Annotated in this window: 16 protein-coding genes; 10 read left to right on the plus strand and 6 right to left on the minus strand. The window is 70.6% G+C overall.

The features are described from left to right. The first annotated feature begins 54 nt into the window (after positions 1-54). The 4 genes from FBZ33_RS32600 (at position 55) to FBZ33_RS33215 (ending at position 3,187) form a co-directional block, all read left to right on the plus strand. A complete protein-coding gene (locus FBZ33_RS32600) occupies positions 55-210 on the plus strand; it encodes a hypothetical protein (protein ID WP_185755206.1) in 156 nt (51 codons plus the stop codon). Then, positions 210-1,181, plus strand: a complete 972-nt coding sequence (locus tag FBZ33_RS04205; RefSeq protein WP_141908064.1) for an N-acetylmuramoyl-L-alanine amidase — start codon at positions 210-212, stop codon at positions 1,179-1,181. The genes FBZ33_RS32600 and FBZ33_RS04205 overlap by 1 nt, the downstream gene beginning before the upstream one ends. 356 nt (positions 1,182-1,537) lie before the next feature. Next, positions 1,538-1,801, plus strand: a complete 264-nt coding sequence (locus tag FBZ33_RS04210) for a hypothetical protein (RefSeq protein ID WP_141908065.1) — start codon at positions 1,538-1,540, stop codon at positions 1,799-1,801. Between the two features lie 81 nt (positions 1,802-1,882). Beyond that, positions 1,883-3,187 carry a VCBS repeat-containing protein gene (locus tag FBZ33_RS33215; protein ID WP_255508710.1) on the plus strand — a complete coding sequence of 435 codons (1,305 nt, stop codon included), beginning with the start codon at positions 1,883-1,885 and terminating at the stop codon, positions 3,185-3,187. A 66-nt stretch (positions 3,188-3,253) separates the two neighbouring features. Here FBZ33_RS33215 and FBZ33_RS33220 read toward each other — a convergent pair whose 3' ends face one another. Continuing rightward, positions 3,254-4,219 (minus strand): helix-turn-helix transcriptional regulator, encoded by a 966-nt coding sequence (locus tag FBZ33_RS33220; RefSeq protein ID WP_141908066.1) that lies wholly within the window; start codon positions 4,217-4,219, stop codon positions 3,254-3,256. 178 nt (positions 4,220-4,397) lie between these two features. On the opposite strand from FBZ33_RS33220, the gene FBZ33_RS04225 reads away from it, so the two are divergent. Then, complete coding sequence (locus FBZ33_RS04225) at positions 4,398-4,988, plus strand: hypothetical protein (protein ID WP_141908067.1); 591 nt, start codon at positions 4,398-4,400, stop codon at positions 4,986-4,988. A gap of 73 nt (positions 4,989-5,061) precedes the next feature. Here the strand turns inward: FBZ33_RS04225 and FBZ33_RS04230 are convergent, their stop codons facing one another. Continuing rightward, complete coding sequence (locus FBZ33_RS04230) at positions 5,062-6,183, minus strand: cellulose binding domain-containing protein (protein ID WP_141908068.1); 1,122 nt, start codon at positions 6,181-6,183, stop codon at positions 5,062-5,064. Between the two features lie 301 nt (positions 6,184-6,484). Between FBZ33_RS04230 and FBZ33_RS04235 the strand changes: the two genes are divergently transcribed. Beyond that, positions 6,485-7,591, plus strand: coding sequence for an FAD-dependent monooxygenase (locus FBZ33_RS04235; protein WP_088946426.1), 1,107 nt, complete (start codon positions 6,485-6,487; stop codon positions 7,589-7,591). 130 nt (positions 7,592-7,721) lie between these two features. Further along, complete coding sequence (ctaD, locus tag FBZ33_RS04240) at positions 7,722-9,482, plus strand: cytochrome c oxidase subunit I (RefSeq protein WP_088946427.1); 1,761 nt, start codon at positions 7,722-7,724, stop codon at positions 9,480-9,482. A gap of 278 nt (positions 9,483-9,760) precedes the next feature. On the opposite strand, the gene FBZ33_RS04245 is transcribed toward ctaD, so the two are convergent. The 4 genes from FBZ33_RS04245 to FBZ33_RS04260 are packed head-to-tail and all read right to left on the minus strand — an operon-like array spanning position 9,761 to position 15,664. Continuing rightward, positions 9,761-11,011 carry an MFS transporter gene (locus FBZ33_RS04245; RefSeq protein ID WP_141908069.1) on the minus strand — a complete coding sequence of 417 codons (1,251 nt, stop codon included), beginning with the start codon at positions 11,009-11,011 and terminating at the stop codon, positions 9,761-9,763. 40 nt (positions 11,012-11,051) lie between these two features. After that, positions 11,052-11,633 (minus strand): isochorismatase family protein, encoded by a 582-nt coding sequence (locus tag FBZ33_RS04250; RefSeq protein ID WP_088946429.1) that lies wholly within the window; start codon positions 11,631-11,633, stop codon positions 11,052-11,054. Positions 11,634-11,682: 49 nt separating this feature from the next. Further along, the gene (locus tag FBZ33_RS04255; protein ID WP_141908070.1) at positions 11,683-12,969 is read right to left on the minus strand and encodes a nicotinate phosphoribosyltransferase; all 1,287 of its coding nucleotides are present in this window, start codon (positions 12,967-12,969) and stop codon (positions 11,683-11,685) included. Between the two features lie 16 nt (positions 12,970-12,985). Then, positions 12,986-15,664, minus strand: coding sequence for a LuxR C-terminal-related transcriptional regulator (locus tag FBZ33_RS04260; RefSeq protein ID WP_141908071.1), 2,679 nt, complete (start codon positions 15,662-15,664; stop codon positions 12,986-12,988). 196 nt (positions 15,665-15,860) lie between these two features. Here FBZ33_RS04260 and FBZ33_RS04265 point away from each other — a divergent pair, with 196 nt between their 5' ends. The 3 genes from FBZ33_RS04265 to FBZ33_RS04275 all read left to right on the plus strand — a co-directional run bounded on the left by FBZ33_RS04265 (position 15,861) and on the right by FBZ33_RS04275 (position 18,347). Then, positions 15,861-17,411, plus strand: a complete 1,551-nt coding sequence (locus FBZ33_RS04265) for a hypothetical protein (RefSeq protein WP_141908072.1) — start codon at positions 15,861-15,863, stop codon at positions 17,409-17,411. A 148-nt stretch (positions 17,412-17,559) separates the two neighbouring features. After that, complete coding sequence (gene clpS / locus FBZ33_RS04270) at positions 17,560-17,850, plus strand: ATP-dependent Clp protease adapter ClpS (RefSeq protein ID WP_088946433.1); 291 nt, start codon at positions 17,560-17,562, stop codon at positions 17,848-17,850. Next, positions 17,847-18,347 (plus strand): DUF2017 domain-containing protein, encoded by a 501-nt coding sequence (locus tag FBZ33_RS04275; protein ID WP_088946434.1) that lies wholly within the window; start codon positions 17,847-17,849, stop codon positions 18,345-18,347. Before clpS ends, FBZ33_RS04275 begins: the two co-directional genes overlap by 4 nt. Positions 18,348-18,373: the final 26 nt, after the last annotated feature.

An 18,373-nucleotide genomic window follows, 5' to 3' on the forward strand; every position in this document is an offset into this window, starting at 1 on the left:
CGCGTCATCACGTACGTCGATGCGTTCGAACCCGTCGTCGCTGGAGGAGTCTTCATGGCCCGGTCACCATCCATTCGTCTGCGCCGCCGCGGGGTGCTCGGCATCCCCGCCCTGGTGGCCGCGGCGCTGACCACCGTCGTTGTCCGGCCCGCCCCGGCGAGCGCCGCGCCGAAGGCCGAGTGCCTCGCCGACCTGCTCCAGGACGCCTGATGGCCACCATTCCCTGGCTCGTGGACGTGCTGCGCGGTGCCGGGGTCCAGGTCGTCGTCGAGGGCGACTGGCTCAACCGGATGCGGCCCGGATCCTTCGACCCGATCGGGGTGCTCTGGCACCACACCGCCGCGACCTCCAGCGCCAGCAACCCGCACCCGGCACTCGGCATCTGCATCAACGGCCGGTCGGATCTGGCCGGCCCGCTCTGCCAGGCGCTCGTCGACTACAACGGTGTCTTCCACGTCATCTCCGCCGGCCGCTGCAACCACGCCGGGACCAGCGGCGGCAGCGGGCCGATCCCGGCCGGGGACGGCAACACCCTGATGATCGGGTGGGAGATCGACTACAACGGCGTCAACCAGGAGATGACCGCCGCGCAGTACAACGCGTCGATCGCCGCCACCGCCGCCGTGCTCACCCGGCTGGGCCGGGACAGCAGTTACGCCCGGGGGCACCGGGAGACCAGCACCAGCGGCAAGATCGACCCGTCCTTCATCGACCTGAACGTCATGCGCGCCGACGTGGCGGCGAAGATGTCGGGCGGCGGGAACCCCCCGGCGTGGTCCTCCATCGTGGACAACACCACCGCCGGTCGGTTCACCGCCAGCGCCAACTGGGGTGTGTCGACGTACTCCGGGCAGCGGTACGGCGCCGACTACCGCTACGCGGAACCCGTCGCGGCCAGCGACGTCGCCTGGTACAGGTTCAACGTCCCGGCGACGGCCAACTACCGCGTCGATGCGTGGTGGCCGGCGACCTCCGGCTACAACGGTGCCACCCCGTACGTCGTCTCCACCACGACCGGCAACCGGACGATCATCGTCGACCAGCGGGCCACCGGTGGGCAGTGGCGGTCCCTCGGCACGTTCACGCTGCCGGCCGGCGACGCCAACCGGGTGGGCGTGAGCCGGTGGAGCAGCGCGACGGGCCTCATCGTCGCCGACGCCGTACGCCTCACCCGGCTCTGACCCGAACGGGCGCCGGTCGCCGGCAGAAGGGAGGTGTGCTGTCCACCCGGCAGCGCACCTCCCTTTTCGCGTCGAGGGCTTCCCTCTGGCCCGGCGGGGTTGGCACCTAGCGGACGTGCACCTTGCTGCCAGTGCTCGACCGGTGACTTCCGCGCCGGCCGCGGCCATCCTTGTCCTACCGGGCTGCACGAGCACGGCGAAGACAAGGCCAAGGGGTGGAGATGCGGTACGCGTCAACAGCGGCCACGGCGACGAACCCGGGAGTGCGGCTGGTGGCCGCCCGTTCGTCGGCGCTCGGGCCGACCGCCGCCATCTCCGTGGCTCCTGCGATCGACGGGGGAAGTGAGTGGGGATGAGTGCGCCTGTTCAAGGTCGAGCTGTGGCCGACCGAGCCCGCCGGTGTCGCGATCGCACCGGAACAGGTCAGTGATCTGATCTGGACTCATGCCGATCCTGACGACCAACTAGAGCACCTGCGGGTGCGGGTCGTCGACGACCACGCGACGGTTGTTCTCTTTCTCCGCACCACCGGTGGGCGATGCGTTCATCGGACGGCCGCTGGTCTCCTGGAACGGACATTGACCGCCTGCGCACTGCGGGGCTGGGAGATTCGGCAGTAAGCACATTGAACTGACTCGGCGACGTTTCGACAAACGTCGCCGTGCTGAACCGTGCCCACCAAATCCCATTCAAGGAGTGGAATGTTCGGGAAAGAAATCGGCCTGCGTCGTGCCGTCACCGGGTTGCTCGGTGTCACCCTCGCCACCATCGGCGCGGTGGCCACCGCCCCCAGCACGGCGATGGCCGCCCCGCCCACGCCCGTCTTCGGTTCCGCCATCGACGGCTACGCCTCCTACCAGGGCCAGGAGATCTGCGACCCGACCGACAAGCCCGGGGTGGTGGGCTTCAAGGACCTGCTGAAGTCGACCTACGGCGACCGCGACTGGAACATCTCCCGGGACTGCGACGCGGGCGACACGAGCGAACACAAGGAGGGCCGGGCGCTCGACTACGGCTTCGACGTGACCGACAGCGCGGAGCGGGCCCAGGCCGACGACGTGATCAACTGGCTGCTCGCCACCGACCAGTACGGCAACAAGCACGCCATGGCCCGCCGCCTCGGCATCATGTACATCATCTGGAACAAGCAGCAGTGGCGGGCCTACGATCCGTCCGCCGGCTGGCAGCCCTACACCGGCGATATCCCGCACACCGACCACATCCACTTCAGCTTCAGCTGGTCGGGTGCGAACAAGCGCACCTCGTGGTGGTCTGCCAACCCGGTCGGCGGAGGCTCGGAGGACTTGCCGATCTCGGGTGACTGGGATGGCGACGGCGACGAGACCGTCGGTGTGTTCCGGCCGAGCAACTCGACGTTCTACCTTCGCAACATCAACGGCGGTGACGCCACGTCCATCTTCAAATTCGGTCACGGCCCCTCGGGCGACATCCCGATCGCCGGTGACTGGGACAACGACGGCAAGGACACCGTCGGTGTCTTCCGGCCGAGCAACTCGACGTTCTACCTGACGAACGGCACCACCAGCACCGACGCGTTCTTCAAGTTCGGGAACGGTGCGGCCGGCGACCGCCCGGTTGCCGGTGACTGGAACAACGACGGCAGGGACACCGTGGGTGTCTTCCGGCCGGGCAACTCGACGTTCTACCTGACGAACGGCACCACCAGCACCGACGCGTTCTTCAAGTTCGGGAACGGTGCGGCCGGCGACCGCCCGGTTGCCGGTGACTGGAACAACGACGGCAGGGACACCGTGGGTGTCTTCCGGCCGGGCAACTCGACCTGGTACCTGACCAACGGCACCACCAGCACCGACGCCTTCTTCATCTTCGGGCACGGTCCGTCGGCCGACGTGCCGGTGGTGGGCGACTGGGACAACGACGGCGACTCCACCGTGGGCGTCCGCCGACCCGCGAACAACACCGTCTACCTCCGCAACACCAACAGCGGCGGTGCGGTCGACATCCAGTTCGTCTACGGCATCTGATCTCACCCGTACGCTGGCGGGGCCCGGAACTCCTCCGAGCCCCGCCAGCCGCGCCGTAGGCGCCGGTCAGATCCAGCCGCGGCGAGCGGCCTCCACACCGGCCTGGAATCGGCTCCGTGCCTGCAACCGCTCCATCAGGTCCGCCGCCATCCGGCGCGCCGTCCGCAGGGACACCCCGAGCTTGCGCGAGGCCATCTCGTCGGTCTGCCCACCGGCCAGCAGCTCCAACATCTGCCGGTTCTGCGGATCGAGACCGTTGGCGTCGACCGGGGCGGCATCCCCGAACGGCACCGCCGACGACCAGAGCTCGGCGAAGAGGGCGAGCACGGCGGCCACCACGCCGGGGCTGCGCACCTCCAGCGCGCCGAGCCTGCTGTTGGCCGGGTCGAGGGGAAGCAGCGCCACCTCGCGGTCGTACACGATGGCGAGCATCGGGACGGTGGAGACGGTCCGCAGGTGACCGCCGAGAGCGGTGAGCCAGCGCGCGTAGCTCACCAGCGCCGGCTCGTTGCGGCAGCTCTCCTGGTAGATGCAGCGGAGCTGGACGTCGCGGGCCATCATCTGCTCGTTCAGCCGGCTGCTGGCCGCCTTGGCGTCCGAGGTCTGTGCGTTGCGCGGGTTGAGGGAGACGCACTCCACGCGGGCACCCCGGCTCAGGTCCTCAAGCCGGGCCCGTACCGCGTCGATCCCCTCCAGCCGCACGGACTTCTCGCGCTGCGACTGCCGCCCCTGCTCCAGGGCGATCGCGGCGATCGCGTCCCGGGCCGCTGCGAGCTGGCGCTGACGCTCCAGCATCTCGGCTTCGGCCCGGGCGAGCAGGGCGCCAAGCCCGACAGTTGGACGGACCACGCGGACCCCGCCACCGGCATCGTCGTCGGTGAGCAGCGCCAGGTCGGCGAGCTGGTCCAACGCGTGGCGAATTTGTTTTTCGGTAGCGCCGAGGCGGACCGCCAGTTCCTGCACACCACCCGTGGGGTCGGCGAGCATGGCACGGTACACGGATTCGGCGAACCCACTTATGCCCAAGGTCATCAACACTGAACACCCCCGTATTCGGATCCTGCGATTATGGAGAAGTAACGGGGTGTTCACAAGATTCTTAAAAGTCAATGTGAAGCGACTTTTCCCGCGGTCGACCGGTGGGTCGCGGCGGTCCCCGACTGTCGGTGGGCTGATCTATGATCATCGCTCCACCTCAACAAGGAGCACCGTGATCCGCATTCGCACCATCCTGGCCGTTGGCGTCACCACCGCCGCCACCGTCGCGCTGGCCGCCGGCCCGGCGCAGGCCGACACCGTCAACCGGTACGCGCACGCCCACTTCGACGGTGACGGCAGCATGTACGTCGACGTGACCCGGCCGGCAGTCGGCGACACCGTCGTCGACGTCGAGTGGCAGAAGAGCGTCTGTGCCGTCACCGACGGCGTGCGCGGCTGCGACAGCGTCTCCCGCCGCGCGTACGACGTGCCGGTCACCCGCTTCTCGTTCTCGTTGACGGGTGCGAACCTCACCGCGACGGTGCCCTATCAGGAGTCTCAGCAGCACTGCGACTTCGTCGACGGGGACGAGATCTGCGGCGAGCGGCAGGAGAGCACGGGCAGCACCACCCTCAAGGTCACCTGGGTGGCTCTCGATGAGCCGCTTCGGCGCGAGCGGTGGACGGGTGAGGACGGCAGCGTGCACATCAGCACGTCCGCCTGGACGACCGTCTCCGGCAGCGGCTTCGGCAGCACCTACGAGGATCCAGCTACCAGCTTCGGCCAACTGTCCCGGACGCGGACCATCCCGCCGGCTGCCTGAGCAGGTCCGGCACTGACAGACGCCGCGGGGGCGTGACCGTTCAGGTCACGCCCCCGCAGCCTGCTGATGCCCCTCAGTTCCTTGAGCAGGTCGCGCCGTTGAGCGAGAAGCTGGTCGGGGACGAGTACGACCCGCTCAGCGTCCCCTGATAGCCGAAGCTGGCCGTGCCGCCCGGTGCGACGGACCCGTTGTGGCCGGTGTTGCGGGCGGTCACCGTGGAGCCGCTCTGGCTCACCGTGGCGTTCCAGGCATTGGTCACCTGCTGCCCGCTGGGCAGGCTGTAGGTCAGCGTCCAACCGTTGATCGCGCTGGACCCGGTATTGGTGATCTGCACGTCGGCCGTGAACCCGTTGTTCCACGAGTTCGCCGTGTACTTCACCGCGCAGGCCGCATTGCCCGGCGGCGGGGTGGTCGGCGGCGGGGTGGTGGGGTTACCGCCGCCGTTGACCGAGGCCGAGAACGACGTCACCGCGAGGCCGACGCCGCCCTGCCAGGGCTCGAAGCCGGCCTGGATGCTGGTCAGGTACCAGGAGTTGGTGATCGCGCCCCGGTTACGGACGTCGTTGATGAAGTCCAGCACGCTGAAGTTCAGGCTGGAGATCGCCGACGGCGCGACGTACGAGATGACGTTGTTGGAGCCGTTGCTGCCCCGCCAGACCTCCCAGGTCCGACCGGCCAGATTCGTCGTGCCGACCACGGAGCCGATGGGCTGGATCGGGCCCTGCCGGTTGAGCCAGATCATGATCTCCATCTGGTTCACCCCGTCCCGCTTGGGCGACGGGTCCAGCCAGATGTCGTACGACGCGTTGTAGGTGGCGCCACTGACGTACCGGTAGGAGATGCTGCTGGTGGCACTGCTGATCTGACTCACCTGGATCGGCAGGTTCGTGCCGGGGGAGCAGTTGGTGTAGTGACAACCGAAGAACACCGAGGGGTACGCAGTCGGTGCGCCGTTGGTGGGGCTGCTGCCGTTGAGGGTGGTGATCTCGAAGCCGCTGCCGGTGACGTTGATGCACTGCTGGGCGGTGGTGCCCCAGCGGTTGTTCTGCACCACGTACCGGCTCTGGATGACGGTCGAGCCGTACTGTTCGCAGATCTGGGTGTCGGCGGAGGCGTTGCCGCCGAAGGCCACGGCGACGAGCGAGCTGCCGAGCAGCAGACCGGCGGCGGCCAGGGCTCGAAGTTGACGTTTCATGACGCTCCTTGACTCGGCGCGTGCCGGGCGCCGGAAGTGGTGGGGCTGTGCGGGAGCGCTCCCACGCTCAATGACACATTCACATGTCTGAAACTCATCCGCAACCGCGCGCGTCAAACTGGTGAATTGTGAGGATTGCCACCACCCCCCCGGACGGCTGTCGCCTGACGGCCAGCTAAGCGACGCGCGCCGCCGACGAGCGCCGCCGAGCCGGCCGATTGGGGCCTGGTGTGGGCGAATAGCTCCGAGTAGCGTGTTGCCTCCAACGCGTGCCGCTCCCCCTCCGGAGGCGTACACCACCATGGGTGGCTCCCCCCTGCGCATCCTCGTCGTCGGCGCGGGCATCGCCGGCCTGGCCGTGGCCCGGGCGCTGCGCCTGGCGGGCTTCCGGCCGGACGTCACCGACAGGCTGCCGCCCGGGGAGTCCACCGAGACCGGCCTCTACCTGCCCGGCAACGCCGCCCGCGCGCTGCACCGTCTCGATCTGCACGACCCGGTCCGTCCACTCGGGCAGGTGATCCACCGGCAGCACTTCTTCGATGCCGCTGGTGCGAAGCTCTGCGACGTCGACCTCGACACCCTCTGGGCCGGGGTCGGCGAATGCCGGGCGCTGCCCCGGGCGGACCTGCACCGGGTGCTGCTCAGCGGCGCCGGCGGCGCTGTTCGCCACGGCGCCGAGGTGCGCACCCTGGACCTGCTTCCGGGCGCCGTCGGCGTCACTTTCACCGACGGCACCACCACCGAGTACGACCTGGTCATCGGCGCCGACGGGCCGCGCTCCTCGGTGCGGGCCCTCGCCGCGCTCGGTGGGCCGCCGCGCCCCGTCGGGCAGGTGGTCTACCGGGCCGTGCTCCGCGACGGCCCGCCGGTCGCCGAGTGGACCGCCCTGCTCGGTCAGCGCTCCGGGTTCCTGATGGTGCCGATCGGTGCCGGGCGACTGCACCTGTACGCCGACGAGGCCGGCACCGAGGAGCCGGCCGAGCCACTGGCCCGGTTGCGCGAACTCTTCGCCGACTACCGGGGCCCGGTGCCCGAGGTGTTGGCGGCGCTCGACGAGGTGCACGTCGGGATCACCGACGAGGTGGAGCTGGGCCGCTGGTACCGGGGTCGCGTCCTGCTGATCGGTGACGCCGCGCACGCCACCGCGCCGACCCTGTCGCAGGGTGCGGCGATGGCGCTGGAGGACGCCGTGGTGCTGGCCGAGTCGCTGCGTGCCGCCGGCAGCGTGGACGCGGCCCTGGTCGCGTACGAGAGTCGTCGCCGGCCGCGTACGCGCTGGGTGCGCGACCGGACCCGGGACCGCAACCGCACCAGGGACGTGCCGCCGGCGCTGCGCGACCCCCTGCTGCGCGGACGCGGCGGCCGCATCTTCGGGGAGCACTACCGGCTCTTGCTCGGCCCGCTGTAGGCCCGTAGTAGATCGTGTCACGCCACCCCACGCGGCGCTGCGACCTGCCGGGGACTATCCTCCTTGCGGATGACGGCCCGCCGATAACCAGCGTGTGCCGAGCGGGACAACCGAGAACCGGAGGCCACTCGTGACCACCGTCGCACCCAAGCCGGTCGTGACCCGGCCCTGGCCGGTCCGGGAGCCGGTCAAGGGGTCGGCCATCGCGCGGCTGCTGCGAACCACGGACGCGAAGCAAATCGGGATCATGTATATGGTCACCGCGTTCGCGTTCTTCATGATCGGCGGCCTGATGGCCCTGATCATGCGGGCTGAGCTGGCCCGACCCGGGCTGCAGTTCCTGTCGCCCGAGCAGTACAACCAGCTCTTCACGATGCACGGCACGATCATGTTGCTGTTCTTCGCGACGCCGATCGTGTTCGCGTTCGCGAACTACATCGTGCCGATCCAGATCGGCGCACCCGACGTCTCCTTCCCCCGACTCAACAGCTTCGCCTACTGGCTGTTCCTGTTCGGCGGCACGATGGCGACGGCCGGTTTCATCACCCCGGGTGGTGCCGCTGACTTCGGCTGGTTCGCGTACGCGCCGCTGAGCAGCGTCGAGCACTCGCCCGGCGTCGGGGCCAACATGTGGGTCATGGGTCTGGCCATCTCCGGCCTGGGCACCATCCTCGGTGCGGTGAACATGATCACCACGGTGCTGACGCTGCGCGCGCCCGGCATGACCATGTTCCGGATGCCGATCTTCACGTGGAACATCCTGGTCACCAGCCTCCTGGTGATCCTGGTCTTCCCGCTGCTGGCCGCCGCGCTGTTCGCGCTCGCCGCGGACCGCATCCTCGGCGCCCACGTGTACGACCCCGCAACCGGCGGGCCGATGCTCTGGCAGCACCTGTTCTGGTTCTTCGGGCACCCCGAGGTCTACATCGTCGCGCTGCCGTTCTTCGGCATCATCAGCGAGGTCATCCCGGTCTTCTCCCGCAAGCCGATCTTCGGCTACAAGGGTCTGGTCGCCGCGACCGTCGCGATCGCCGCGCTCTCGATGAGCGTCTGGGCGCACCACATGTTCGCCACCGGTCAGGTGCTGCTGCCGTTCTTCAGCTTCCTGAGCTACCTGATCGCCGTGCCGACCGGTATGAAGTTCTTCAACTGGATCGGCACCATGTGGCGGGGCCAGATCAGCTTCGAGACGCCCATGCTCTGGGCGGTCGGCTTCCTGGTCACCTTCCTCTTCGGTGGTCTCACCGGTGTGCTGCTGGCCAGCCCGCCGATCGACTTCCACGTGTCGGACTCGTACTTCGTGGTGGCGCACTTCCACTACGTGCTCTTCGGCACGATCGTGTTCGCGGTGTTCGCCGGCATCTACTTCTGGTTCCCGAAGATGTTCGGCCGGATGCTCGACGAGCGGCTGGGCAAGATTCACTTCTGGCTCACCATGATCGGCTTCCACACCACGTTCCTGGTGCAGCACTGGCTCGGTAACGAGGGCATGCCCCGTCGGTACGCCGACTACCTGCCCAGCGACGGCTTCACCACGCTGAACATGATCTCCACGATCGGTGCGTTCATCACCGGTATCTCCACGCTGCCCTTCATCTACAACTGCTGGAAGTCGTACAAGACCGGCCCGGTGGTCGAGGTGAACGACCCCTGGGGTCACGGCAACTCGCTGGAGTGGGCGACCAGCAGCCCGCCGCCGCTGCGCAACTTCGACCGGATGCCCCGCATCCGTTCCGAGCGGCCGGCGTTCGACGAGAAGTTCCCGGAACTGGCCGCTGGCGGCCAGAGCCTGGCCGGCCCGCCGGAGGGCGGCTCCAAGCCGCTCACCAGTGAGTCGGACGGCGGTGCCAGCTACCGCGAGGACACCGGCAGCGACATCGACCGGCACTGACGCTCAACCCAGCTGTACGACGGGCGCCGCCCCCGGGACCACCGGGAGCGGCGCCCGTCGCCATGTCCGGCCGGGCTCGGCTCGACCGGTCTGGCTCCGACGGGGCTGTGTGCCTGAAGTGCCTGATGCCTGTGAGTCATCAAGATGACTCACAGGCGTCACGCTCTTCAGGATGCATGCCAGTCGGAAGCCCGGCAGACACCCGACTGGTCCGCTGCCGCGGCACGCCCGGCCAGCCCGAGCCCCGACCCCCGCCGTCCGCGGTGTGGGTGCAGCCGTCAGCGGGCGGTGGGGGCGAGGTCGGCCTCGACGGGCTGCGCGGGGTTGGCCGCGTCAGCGGTGCGGCGGCGGCGTAGCTCGATCGGGAGCACCACGAGGGTGACCAGCGCGCCGAGCGCTCCGGTGACCACGAAGCCCCAGAGTGGCGAGCTGGCGTCGATCACCGCGCCGGCGAGCGGCGCGCCGATCGCGATGCCGACGGTGACCGCCGACCCGTGCAGGCCCATCGCCTCACCGCGTACCTCGGCTGGGACCAGGCGGCTGACCGCGTCGGAGCCGGCCGCGATGGTCGGCGCGCAGAGCGCGCCAGCCGGGATCAGCGCCAGGCACAGCAGCCACCAGTGCGCACCGCCCAGCCCGACCGGGATGGTGCACAGGGCGAGTGCGGCGGTCAGCGCCAACGGGGAGAACGAGCGGTGCACGGCTCCATAGGCGAACCCGCCGAACAGCGAGGCGACCGCCCAGATGGCCAGCACCGCGCCGGTCCAGCCGACCTCGCCGCTGGCGCGCAGCACGGCGACCACCGCCACGTCGGTGCCGCCGAGCACCAGGGTCGCAGCGGCGCTGAGCGCCAGCACGGCGAGCAGTCGGGGGGTCAGCCACTCCCGGCGAGGCACCCGCCGCGGTGGGCCGCTGGGCTCGGCGGCTCCCCGGATCGGCGGGTTGACCACCCACAGGGCGATCCCGGCGGCGACGATGCCGCCGCCGACCAGGTACATGGTGGTCTGCGCGGAGATCGCGGTGACCAGGGCCACCGCCAGCGCCGGCCCGATCATGAAGGACAGCTCGACCGACATGGAGTCCAGCGCGTACGCCGGGCGGCGCTGAGCCTCCGGGACCAGCGCGGCGATGGACTGACGGACCACGGAGAAGATGGGTAGGGCCAGGGAGCCGGCCACGAAGGCGGCCGGCAGCAGCAGGGGGTACGGCAGCGTGGGCGCGGTGGACCAGAAGATCGCCTCGGCGATGCCGGTGACCACCAGGACCGGGCGCAGTCCGCGACGGTCCACCAGTCGGCCGAGCAGTGGCCCACCGATCGCCGCGCCCACTGTGACGGCCGCGCCCACCAGACCGGCGGCCCCGTAACCGCGATCAAGATCGAACACCACGTGGAAGGTCAGCGTCACCCCGGTCGCGGTGAGCGGGATGCGGGCAAGGACGGCGACCAGCAGCAGCGACCGCAGGCCGGGCAGGGCGAGCGCTTGCCGGTAAGGCTTCATGTTCACGTGGGTCCGTACCTCCGGCGACATCCTCGACCGGAGGCGGACCGTTGGCCAACCAATTACGCCCTCATGCGGCCCTGATCACAGGCTCGCCGTGCAGGGTCACCCCGGCGCCGTCCATCGCGCGCAGCGCCACGTCGGTGGTCGCCGGAGCGACGGCGGCGGTCAACTCGAGCAGCACGGTGGTGGCGAAGCCCTCCCGGGCGGCATCCAGCGCGGTCGCCCGGACGCAGTGGTCGGTCGCGATGCCGACCACGTCGACCTGATCGACGTCGTGCCGGCGCAGCCAGTCGGCCAGGCACTCGCCGTCGTCGGCGTGCCCCTCGAAACCGGAGTACGCCGCCGCGTGCTCGCCCTTGTGGAAGATCGCCTCGACCCGGCCGGTGTCCAGCTCGGGGTGGAACTCGGAGCCGCTGGTGCCGACCACACAGTGCCGGGGCCAGGACTCCACGAAGTCCGGCGGATCGCCGAAGTGCGCACCCGGGTCGACGTGGTAGTCCTTGGTGGCGACCACGTGGGACCACCGGTCCGGCTCGGAGGCCAGCAGCCGGGAGATGCCCGAGGCCACCCCCGCGCCGCCCGCGACGGCCAGTGAGCCGCCCTCGCAGAAGTCGTTCTGCACGTCCACGATGATCAGAGCGTTGGCCATTCGGGGGTTCCTCTCGTGATCCGGCCTGCGCGGGCGGTCTGGGTCGAGGTCAGTCGGAGGGTACGACGGTGACCGGCACTGCCGGGTCGCCGGCGGAGAGCTTCAGCCCCTCCCACGGGATGGAGATCAGGCACTCGCGCAGGTGCTCCCGTGACTCGTCGAGGGACGGTAGCGAGACCGGCTCGCCCCCCACCACGTACGTGCGCTGGAGCATCCGGTCGTTGGGCTTCCGGTCCGGCACACCCTGCGGGACGATGATCTCCTCGGTGGCGGTGCCGGTCGGCTTGTGACGGCGGACCGCGACCTTCCGGCCGCCGATGGTGGCCTTGTGCTCGGAGCGCTTCACCACCGGGCGTCCCTCGACCTCGACGAGCTTGTAGACCAGCCCGGCGGTCGGTGCACCGGAGCCGGTGACCACGGCCGTGCCGGCGCCGTACATGTCCACCGGTTCGGCAGCCAGCGCGGCGATCGAGTACTCATCGAGGTCACCGGAAACAATGATCTTGGTTTCGGTGGCGCCCAGCGAGTCCAGCAGCTCCCGGGACTGCTGGGCGATCACCGCCAGGTCACCCGAGTCGATCCGTACCGCCCGCAGCTCCGGCCCGGCCACCGCGATCGCGTTGCGGATGCCCTGGCTGATGTCGTACGTGTCGACCAGCAGCGTGGTGTCCTTGCCCAGCGTGGCGACCTGCGAGGCGAACGCCGCCCGCTCGTCGTCGTGCAGCAGGGTGAACGCGTGCGCCGCCGTGCCCGCCGTCGGGATGCCGTAGCGCTCACCGGCGGCGAGGTTGGAGGTGAACCGGAACCCGGCCAGGTACGCGGCCCGCGCCGCGGCCACCGCCGCCTCCTCGTGTGCCCTACGCGACCCCATCTCGATCAGCGCCCGGCCCCGCGCCGCGGTCACCATCCGCGCCGCCGCTGCCGCCACGGCGCAGTCGTGGTTGAGCACGGAGAGCGCCACCGTCTCCAGCACCACGCACTCGGCGAAGCCGCCGGAGACGGTGAGGATCGGCGAGCCCGGGAAGAACAGCTCACCCTCGGCGTACCCGTCGATGTCGCCGGTGAAGCGGTAGTCGGTGAGCCAGGCCGCGGCCGCGTCGTCGACCACCCCGGTCCGCAGCAGGAAGTCGACCTCGGTGGGGTCGAACCGGAAGTCGCGGATCAGCTCGATGAGCCGGGCGGTGCCGGCGACCACGCCGTAGCGGCGGCCACTCGGCAGCCGGCGACTGAACACCTCGAAGACACACCGGCGGTCGGCGGTGCCGTCCTTCAGTGCCGCGCTGACCATCGTCAGCTCGTAGTGGTCGGTCAGCAGCGCGGGGCGGTGGGTGCTCACCGCCCCAGCCTAAGGTTCAGCCCGCGTCGCCGCCGTCGTGGCCCGGGATCGAGCGCAGCGCGGCCCACAGCTCGGCGCGACCGGTCACGCCGAGCTTTGCGTAGATGCGCTGAAGGTGATTTTCCACGGTGCGCGCCGAGAGGTAGAGCCGCTCGGCGATGGCCCGGCTGGGTGCGCCGTGCGCGGCGAGGCGCGCCACCTGCCACTCCCGCTCGGTGAGCACCGGCGCGCCCGCCTGCAGTGCCGGTGTGCGGATCAGGTCACAACGCCCGAGCAGCCCGGCCAGGCGCTCCCGGGCATCGTTGGCCGCGGGCGAGTGCTGCCGGCGCAACCGCTGAACGGCCTGGGAGGTGGCCTCCGCCGCGAACACGGTCAGCTCCAACGCGGCATAGTCGTCGGCGACCGCGAGCAGATCGGTGGCGGAGTCGGTCACCGCCGCGTGGGCGTGCCGGGCCAGCAGCGGCGGAAGCGCCCCGTCGACCCGTTCGGACAGCTCGGCGAGGCGCTGCGCGACGGTGCGGCGGCCACCGTCGGAGCAGGTGGGACCGACCGGCATTCCCGCCTGGTCCAGCCGCACCAGATCGTGCAGGACGTGCACCTCGTGCCCGGCGAAACCATCCGATCGCAGGCGGTCGACCAGGTCGCCGAGGTGCTTGACCGCGCCCGGCAGGTCGCCCGATGCGGCGAGCGCCGCGCCCCGGGCCTGCTCCAGCCACGGGTAGAGCACCGCCATGCCCGGCGCGTGGGTGCGGTCCGCTTCGGCCATCGCCGCGGTGGCCTGCGCCGAGTCGCCGCGCAGTGCCGCCGACTGGGCGCGCTCGGCCTGGGCCAGACCGGCGTAGACCCGGCTGGTGGCCAGCACCGCGCAGGCGCCCAGGGAGGTCCGCATGGCCGCGTCGCTCTGCCCACGCATCCGGGCCGCGTACGCCTGGAGGATGGCCAGGTAGCCGGTGCCGAGCCGGAAGTCGCCGGCACCGGCGAGGTCGGCGAACTCGTCGGCGACGATCGCGTCGATCCCGGCCAGGTCACCGGTGAGCATGAGCCTGGTGCCCCGGGCCAGTTCCAGTGCCAACTGCAGGTACGGCATGTCGGTGCGCCAACTGCCCGCGGCGGAGTGCACCTGGGCGATCGCCGTACCGCTGCGGTTGAGCTGGCCCTGTGCGGCCTGGACGTACGCGATGGTGGATCGGGCCAGCTCGCGGGCGGCGACGCCAGCCGCCGGCCGGTCCAGTACGCGTTGGCTGAGCCGCACCGCCTTCGTCGTGTCGAGCCCGTGCAGGCGCATGATCGCCTCGAAGGCGTGCACCCGGGACTGGTCCGCGGAGTCACCCAGCTGCTTGACCCGGCTGGCGAGCTCCTCCACCGTGGACTGCCGGCTCAACCCCCAGTAGCTCACCATTCCGCGCACTGTCAGCCAGCGGCAGAGTCGCCGTTCGTCGCCGGGCTCGGGTGGCACCGCGTCGAGGACGCCGATCGCCTCCTCAGGCCGATCTCCGAACATCAGGATGGTGGCCAGCAGCTCGGCCGCGTCGGAGCCGCCGTCGGCGTTGAGCGCGGCGCGCGCCAGGCGGGTGGCCAGCGGCACGTCGTAGCGGGTGAAGGCCTGCACCGCGGCATCGAGCAGCATGGCCGGGTCCTGTGCGGTGCCCGAGTCGAGTCGCCAGACCGCCACCCGCAGCAGGTCGTCGCGTCGGCGCTTGCCGACCTGCTCCAGCAGCTCCGCGAGGTGTGCCTTAAGGCGGCGGGTGCGACTGACCGGGCAACGGCGACGCATCACCTCGCCGTAGAGCGGGTGGGCCAGCCGGACGTTGGTCCGCCGGTCGTGCTGGATCACGCTGATCAGACCGCGTTCCTCGGCGGTCTCGACGTCTGCCTGGTCGGCGGCCTGCTTGAGCAGGTGCAGACCGAGTGGTTCGCCGAACGCCACCAGCTCGACGACCGCGCGGACGCCGTTGGTGAGCTTGCCGACCCGGGTGTCGATCAGGTCGGTCAGGCTCGGCGCCAGCTCCAGTCGGCCGGTCCACTTCCAGATGCCGTAGGTGCGCTTCAGCTCCGCGCTGCCGGTGGCGGCGTGCACCAGCTCGCGCAGCAGCAGCGGGTTGCCGGCCGACAGCTGACCGAGCCGGTCGGCGGAGCAGGCGTCGACCGGACCCTCCAGGATGGCCGCCAACAGGCCTGCGGTCTCCTCCGGTGGCATCGGGGTCAGCTCGACGTGCTCGACCAGATCGTCGGTCCAGAGTGCACGGATCGGCAGCGGGATCTGCTCGCCGTCGCGCAGGGTGCCGAGCACTGTGGCGTTCTCCGAGCGGGCGACGAGGTGCACCAGCGCCGCCGAAGGCGGATCGAGAAGGTGGGCGTCGTCGATGGCGAGCACGATGCGTCGGCCGGCCGCCTGCTGTTGCAGCAGGTTGAGCGCCCAGCGCAGGATGCCGGCGGGGGAGAGGCCCTGGGGTTGCTCGGCGGGGAGCACCTGCACCAGCCCGCCGAACGGCAGCGCGGCGGTGGTGGCACTGGCCGCGATGGACCAGATCGCGAACCGGTCGGTGGGCAACGCGTTCACGCCCTCACGCAGCAACCGGCTCTTGCCGATGCCAGCGCTGCCGCTGAAGAAGAGCCCCCGGCCAGCTTCACCGGTCACCGCCGCGAGCAGGCGGTTGAGCTCATCTGTTCGGCCGACGAACTCCCATCGACTCATCCGGGCAGCATATCGATGAATCCCGTCCGCGCTCGTACCGTCACCGAACGAAGTTGAGTAGCGGCACAATTACCGGTGAGTATCGGAGGTGTTCCGCCCGGTCGTCGGCTCGCCCGTAGTCTTCGACATCCGGGGGTTGCTCTACCGGAATGTTCACGCGACCGGGCAACCGGCCACCTGCAACGGGAGGCACCTGATGATGCAGGGCCCTCTCCCCTCGGTCGACTCGCCGGACGAAACGACCGGCCCGACCGACCTGCCCAGTTGCGGCCCGCTGCCCACGCGGGTCGGCGTGACCGGGCCCGCACCGGAGGAGCCGCTCGGCGTGGTCGCCGTCGGCCCGGCCGGTGCCGAGCGGCGCGCCGTGCTCGCCACCCTGCTCAACCTCGACCCGGTGATGCTCACCGTGCCGGCGGGCAGCTGGTTGGTGGTGCGCAACGCCAAGGTGCCCACCCGGGCGGCGTTCGTGCCCGGTTACCGTCAACCGCACTCGTACGGCGCGGACCGGGACGCCGCCGGTCCGGCGTTGGCCCGTCCGCCCCGGCGGGTCGAGCTGAGCGTGCCCGAGCCGCTGCTGCGGCACTTCACCCTGATCGACGTTCCGGACACCGCCACCCTCGGCGCGGCCGGCAACCGGGTGCTGCTCGAAGCGGTGGGCCGTGCCGGTGCGCTGCTCTTCGTGATCGCCGCCGACCAGGCGTTCACCGCCACGGAGCTGAACCTGCTCGCCGAGGTTGCCCCGACCTCGGTGGAGGTCGTCTTCGCGGTCACACCCGGCGCGGCGGGCTGGGCCCCGCTGGCCGACGGCGCGGCGACTACGGAGGACGCGGGGGCGTCCGTCCCGCCAGCCGGGAGCGGAGCGACGGAGGCCACCGCGGCTGCGGTGACCGTCGCGGCCCACCGGGCGGCGCTGCTGGCGGCGGTGCCGGCGCTGGCCGGCGCGCGGTGGTTCCCGGTCGACGACGCCGACTCCGCCGCCGATCTGCGGCGGGCCCTGGTGGGCTGGTCGTCGCGGGAAGGGTTGCAACGGGCCAGCGTCAACCCGCCGGTGCTGCCGGGTCAGCACGACCGGATCGCGGTGGCCGCCGACCCCGGCGACTGGTCTGAGCGGCTCGACCGGCAGACCCGCTCGTGCGCCCAGCGGATCCGCCAGCACCTCGCCCTGGAGCTGGCGAACATCCACCTGCGGGCGGTCCAGGAGATCGTGTTCGGGGTCGGCTGCGCCGGCCTTCCGGATCTCCTCGACCGGGAGATGGCGGCGTTGTCGTTGTTGGCCACGGCGCAGTGCGACCAGGCCGTGCGCGGGATCATCACCGACGCCGCGAGCCGGGTGCTCGGCGCGCCGCCGACCGAGGGCGTGCACCGGCGGATCGCCACCGCCGTGCAGTACGGCCTGGTCGACGACCGGCCCGGCCAGGACCTGGACAAGGTGCTGCTGATCACCAGCACAGCCGGGGTCGCCGGGCTGACCGGCCCGGAGGCGATCGACGCCCTGTCCTGCTACCCCGCGGCGGCCCGTTCCGAGGTGCTCCCGCCGGTCGCCGTGGCGCTCTCCGGCGGTTGCTGGCAGCAGTGGCGTACGCCCGGCAACAACGACCACAGCGCGGCGCGGGCCTGGTCCCAGCGGGCGGTGCGGGAGGTCGAGCTGGGGTTGTCCCGGGAGATCTCCCGACGGTTCGAGGTGATCCGCCTCTCGCTGGGCGCGGTGCTCTCCGATGCAGTCGATCACGGCATCCTGCTCGCCTGACGGCGTGGCGACCCTTCGGTTGGGGTCCGCCTCGCACCGCGCGCCCGACGGCGTTTGGGGCGAGTCAGGGGTGCCCGGGGTGGGCGATCCACGCCGGGCCGGCGTTCCGGTTCCTCGGTTCCGGGAAACCGGTGGCACGATGGGGGGCATGGCGGCTCCGCAGGTTGCACCAGTCGAGACGCCGGACACTGACGAGGTGCCGGCGTCCGACCGGCAGTGGGTGACGATCGTGTGGGACGACCCGGTCAATCTGATGACGTACGTGACCTGGGTCTTCCAGAAGCTTTTCGGCTACAGCCGGGAGAGGGCCGAGCAGCTGATGCTGGACGTGCACCACAAGGGCCGAGCCGTGGTCTCCACCGGTGCCCGGGAGCGGATGGAGCACGACGCGTCGCAGCTGCACGCGTACGGGCTGTGGGCGACGGTGGACAGATCATGAGCATGTTCCGTCGCCAGTCCGGCCGCTATGTCGCCACCTTCGCCGTCGACGAGGTGCGGGTGTTGCGCAAGGTCGCCTCCGAGGTGGTCGGCCTGCTGACCGATGGCTTCGACCACACCGACCCGGTCGTCGGGCGGCTCTTCCCGGCGGTCTATCCCAAGGACGCCCCCGGCACCGCCGAGTTCCGTCGCTACACCGAGGGCGACCTGAAGACCGCGAAGATCGATCAGGCCGGGGCGATCCTCGCCGCGCTTCCCGACGAGGCCGGCGGTGAGGTGCGGCTGGACGCCGAGGCGGCCGAGGCGTGGCTGCGGGCGTTGAACGACGCCCGGCTCGCGATGGGCGTCCGGCTGGAGATCAAGGACGGCACGGACCTGGGCGAAGAGCTGGACGACGCGGTCGCCGAGGATCCGGCCTCCAGCAGGGTGTTCCAACTGTCGGTCTACGCGTACCTCGGATATTTGCAGGAGTCGCTGCTCAACGCCTTGATCGACTAAGCGTGACCGGCACCACTTCGGCCCGT

It is taken from the genome of Micromonospora sp. A202 (assembly GCF_006715105.1).
GTDB lineage: Bacteria > Actinomycetota > Actinomycetes > Mycobacteriales > Micromonosporaceae > Micromonospora > Micromonospora zamorensis.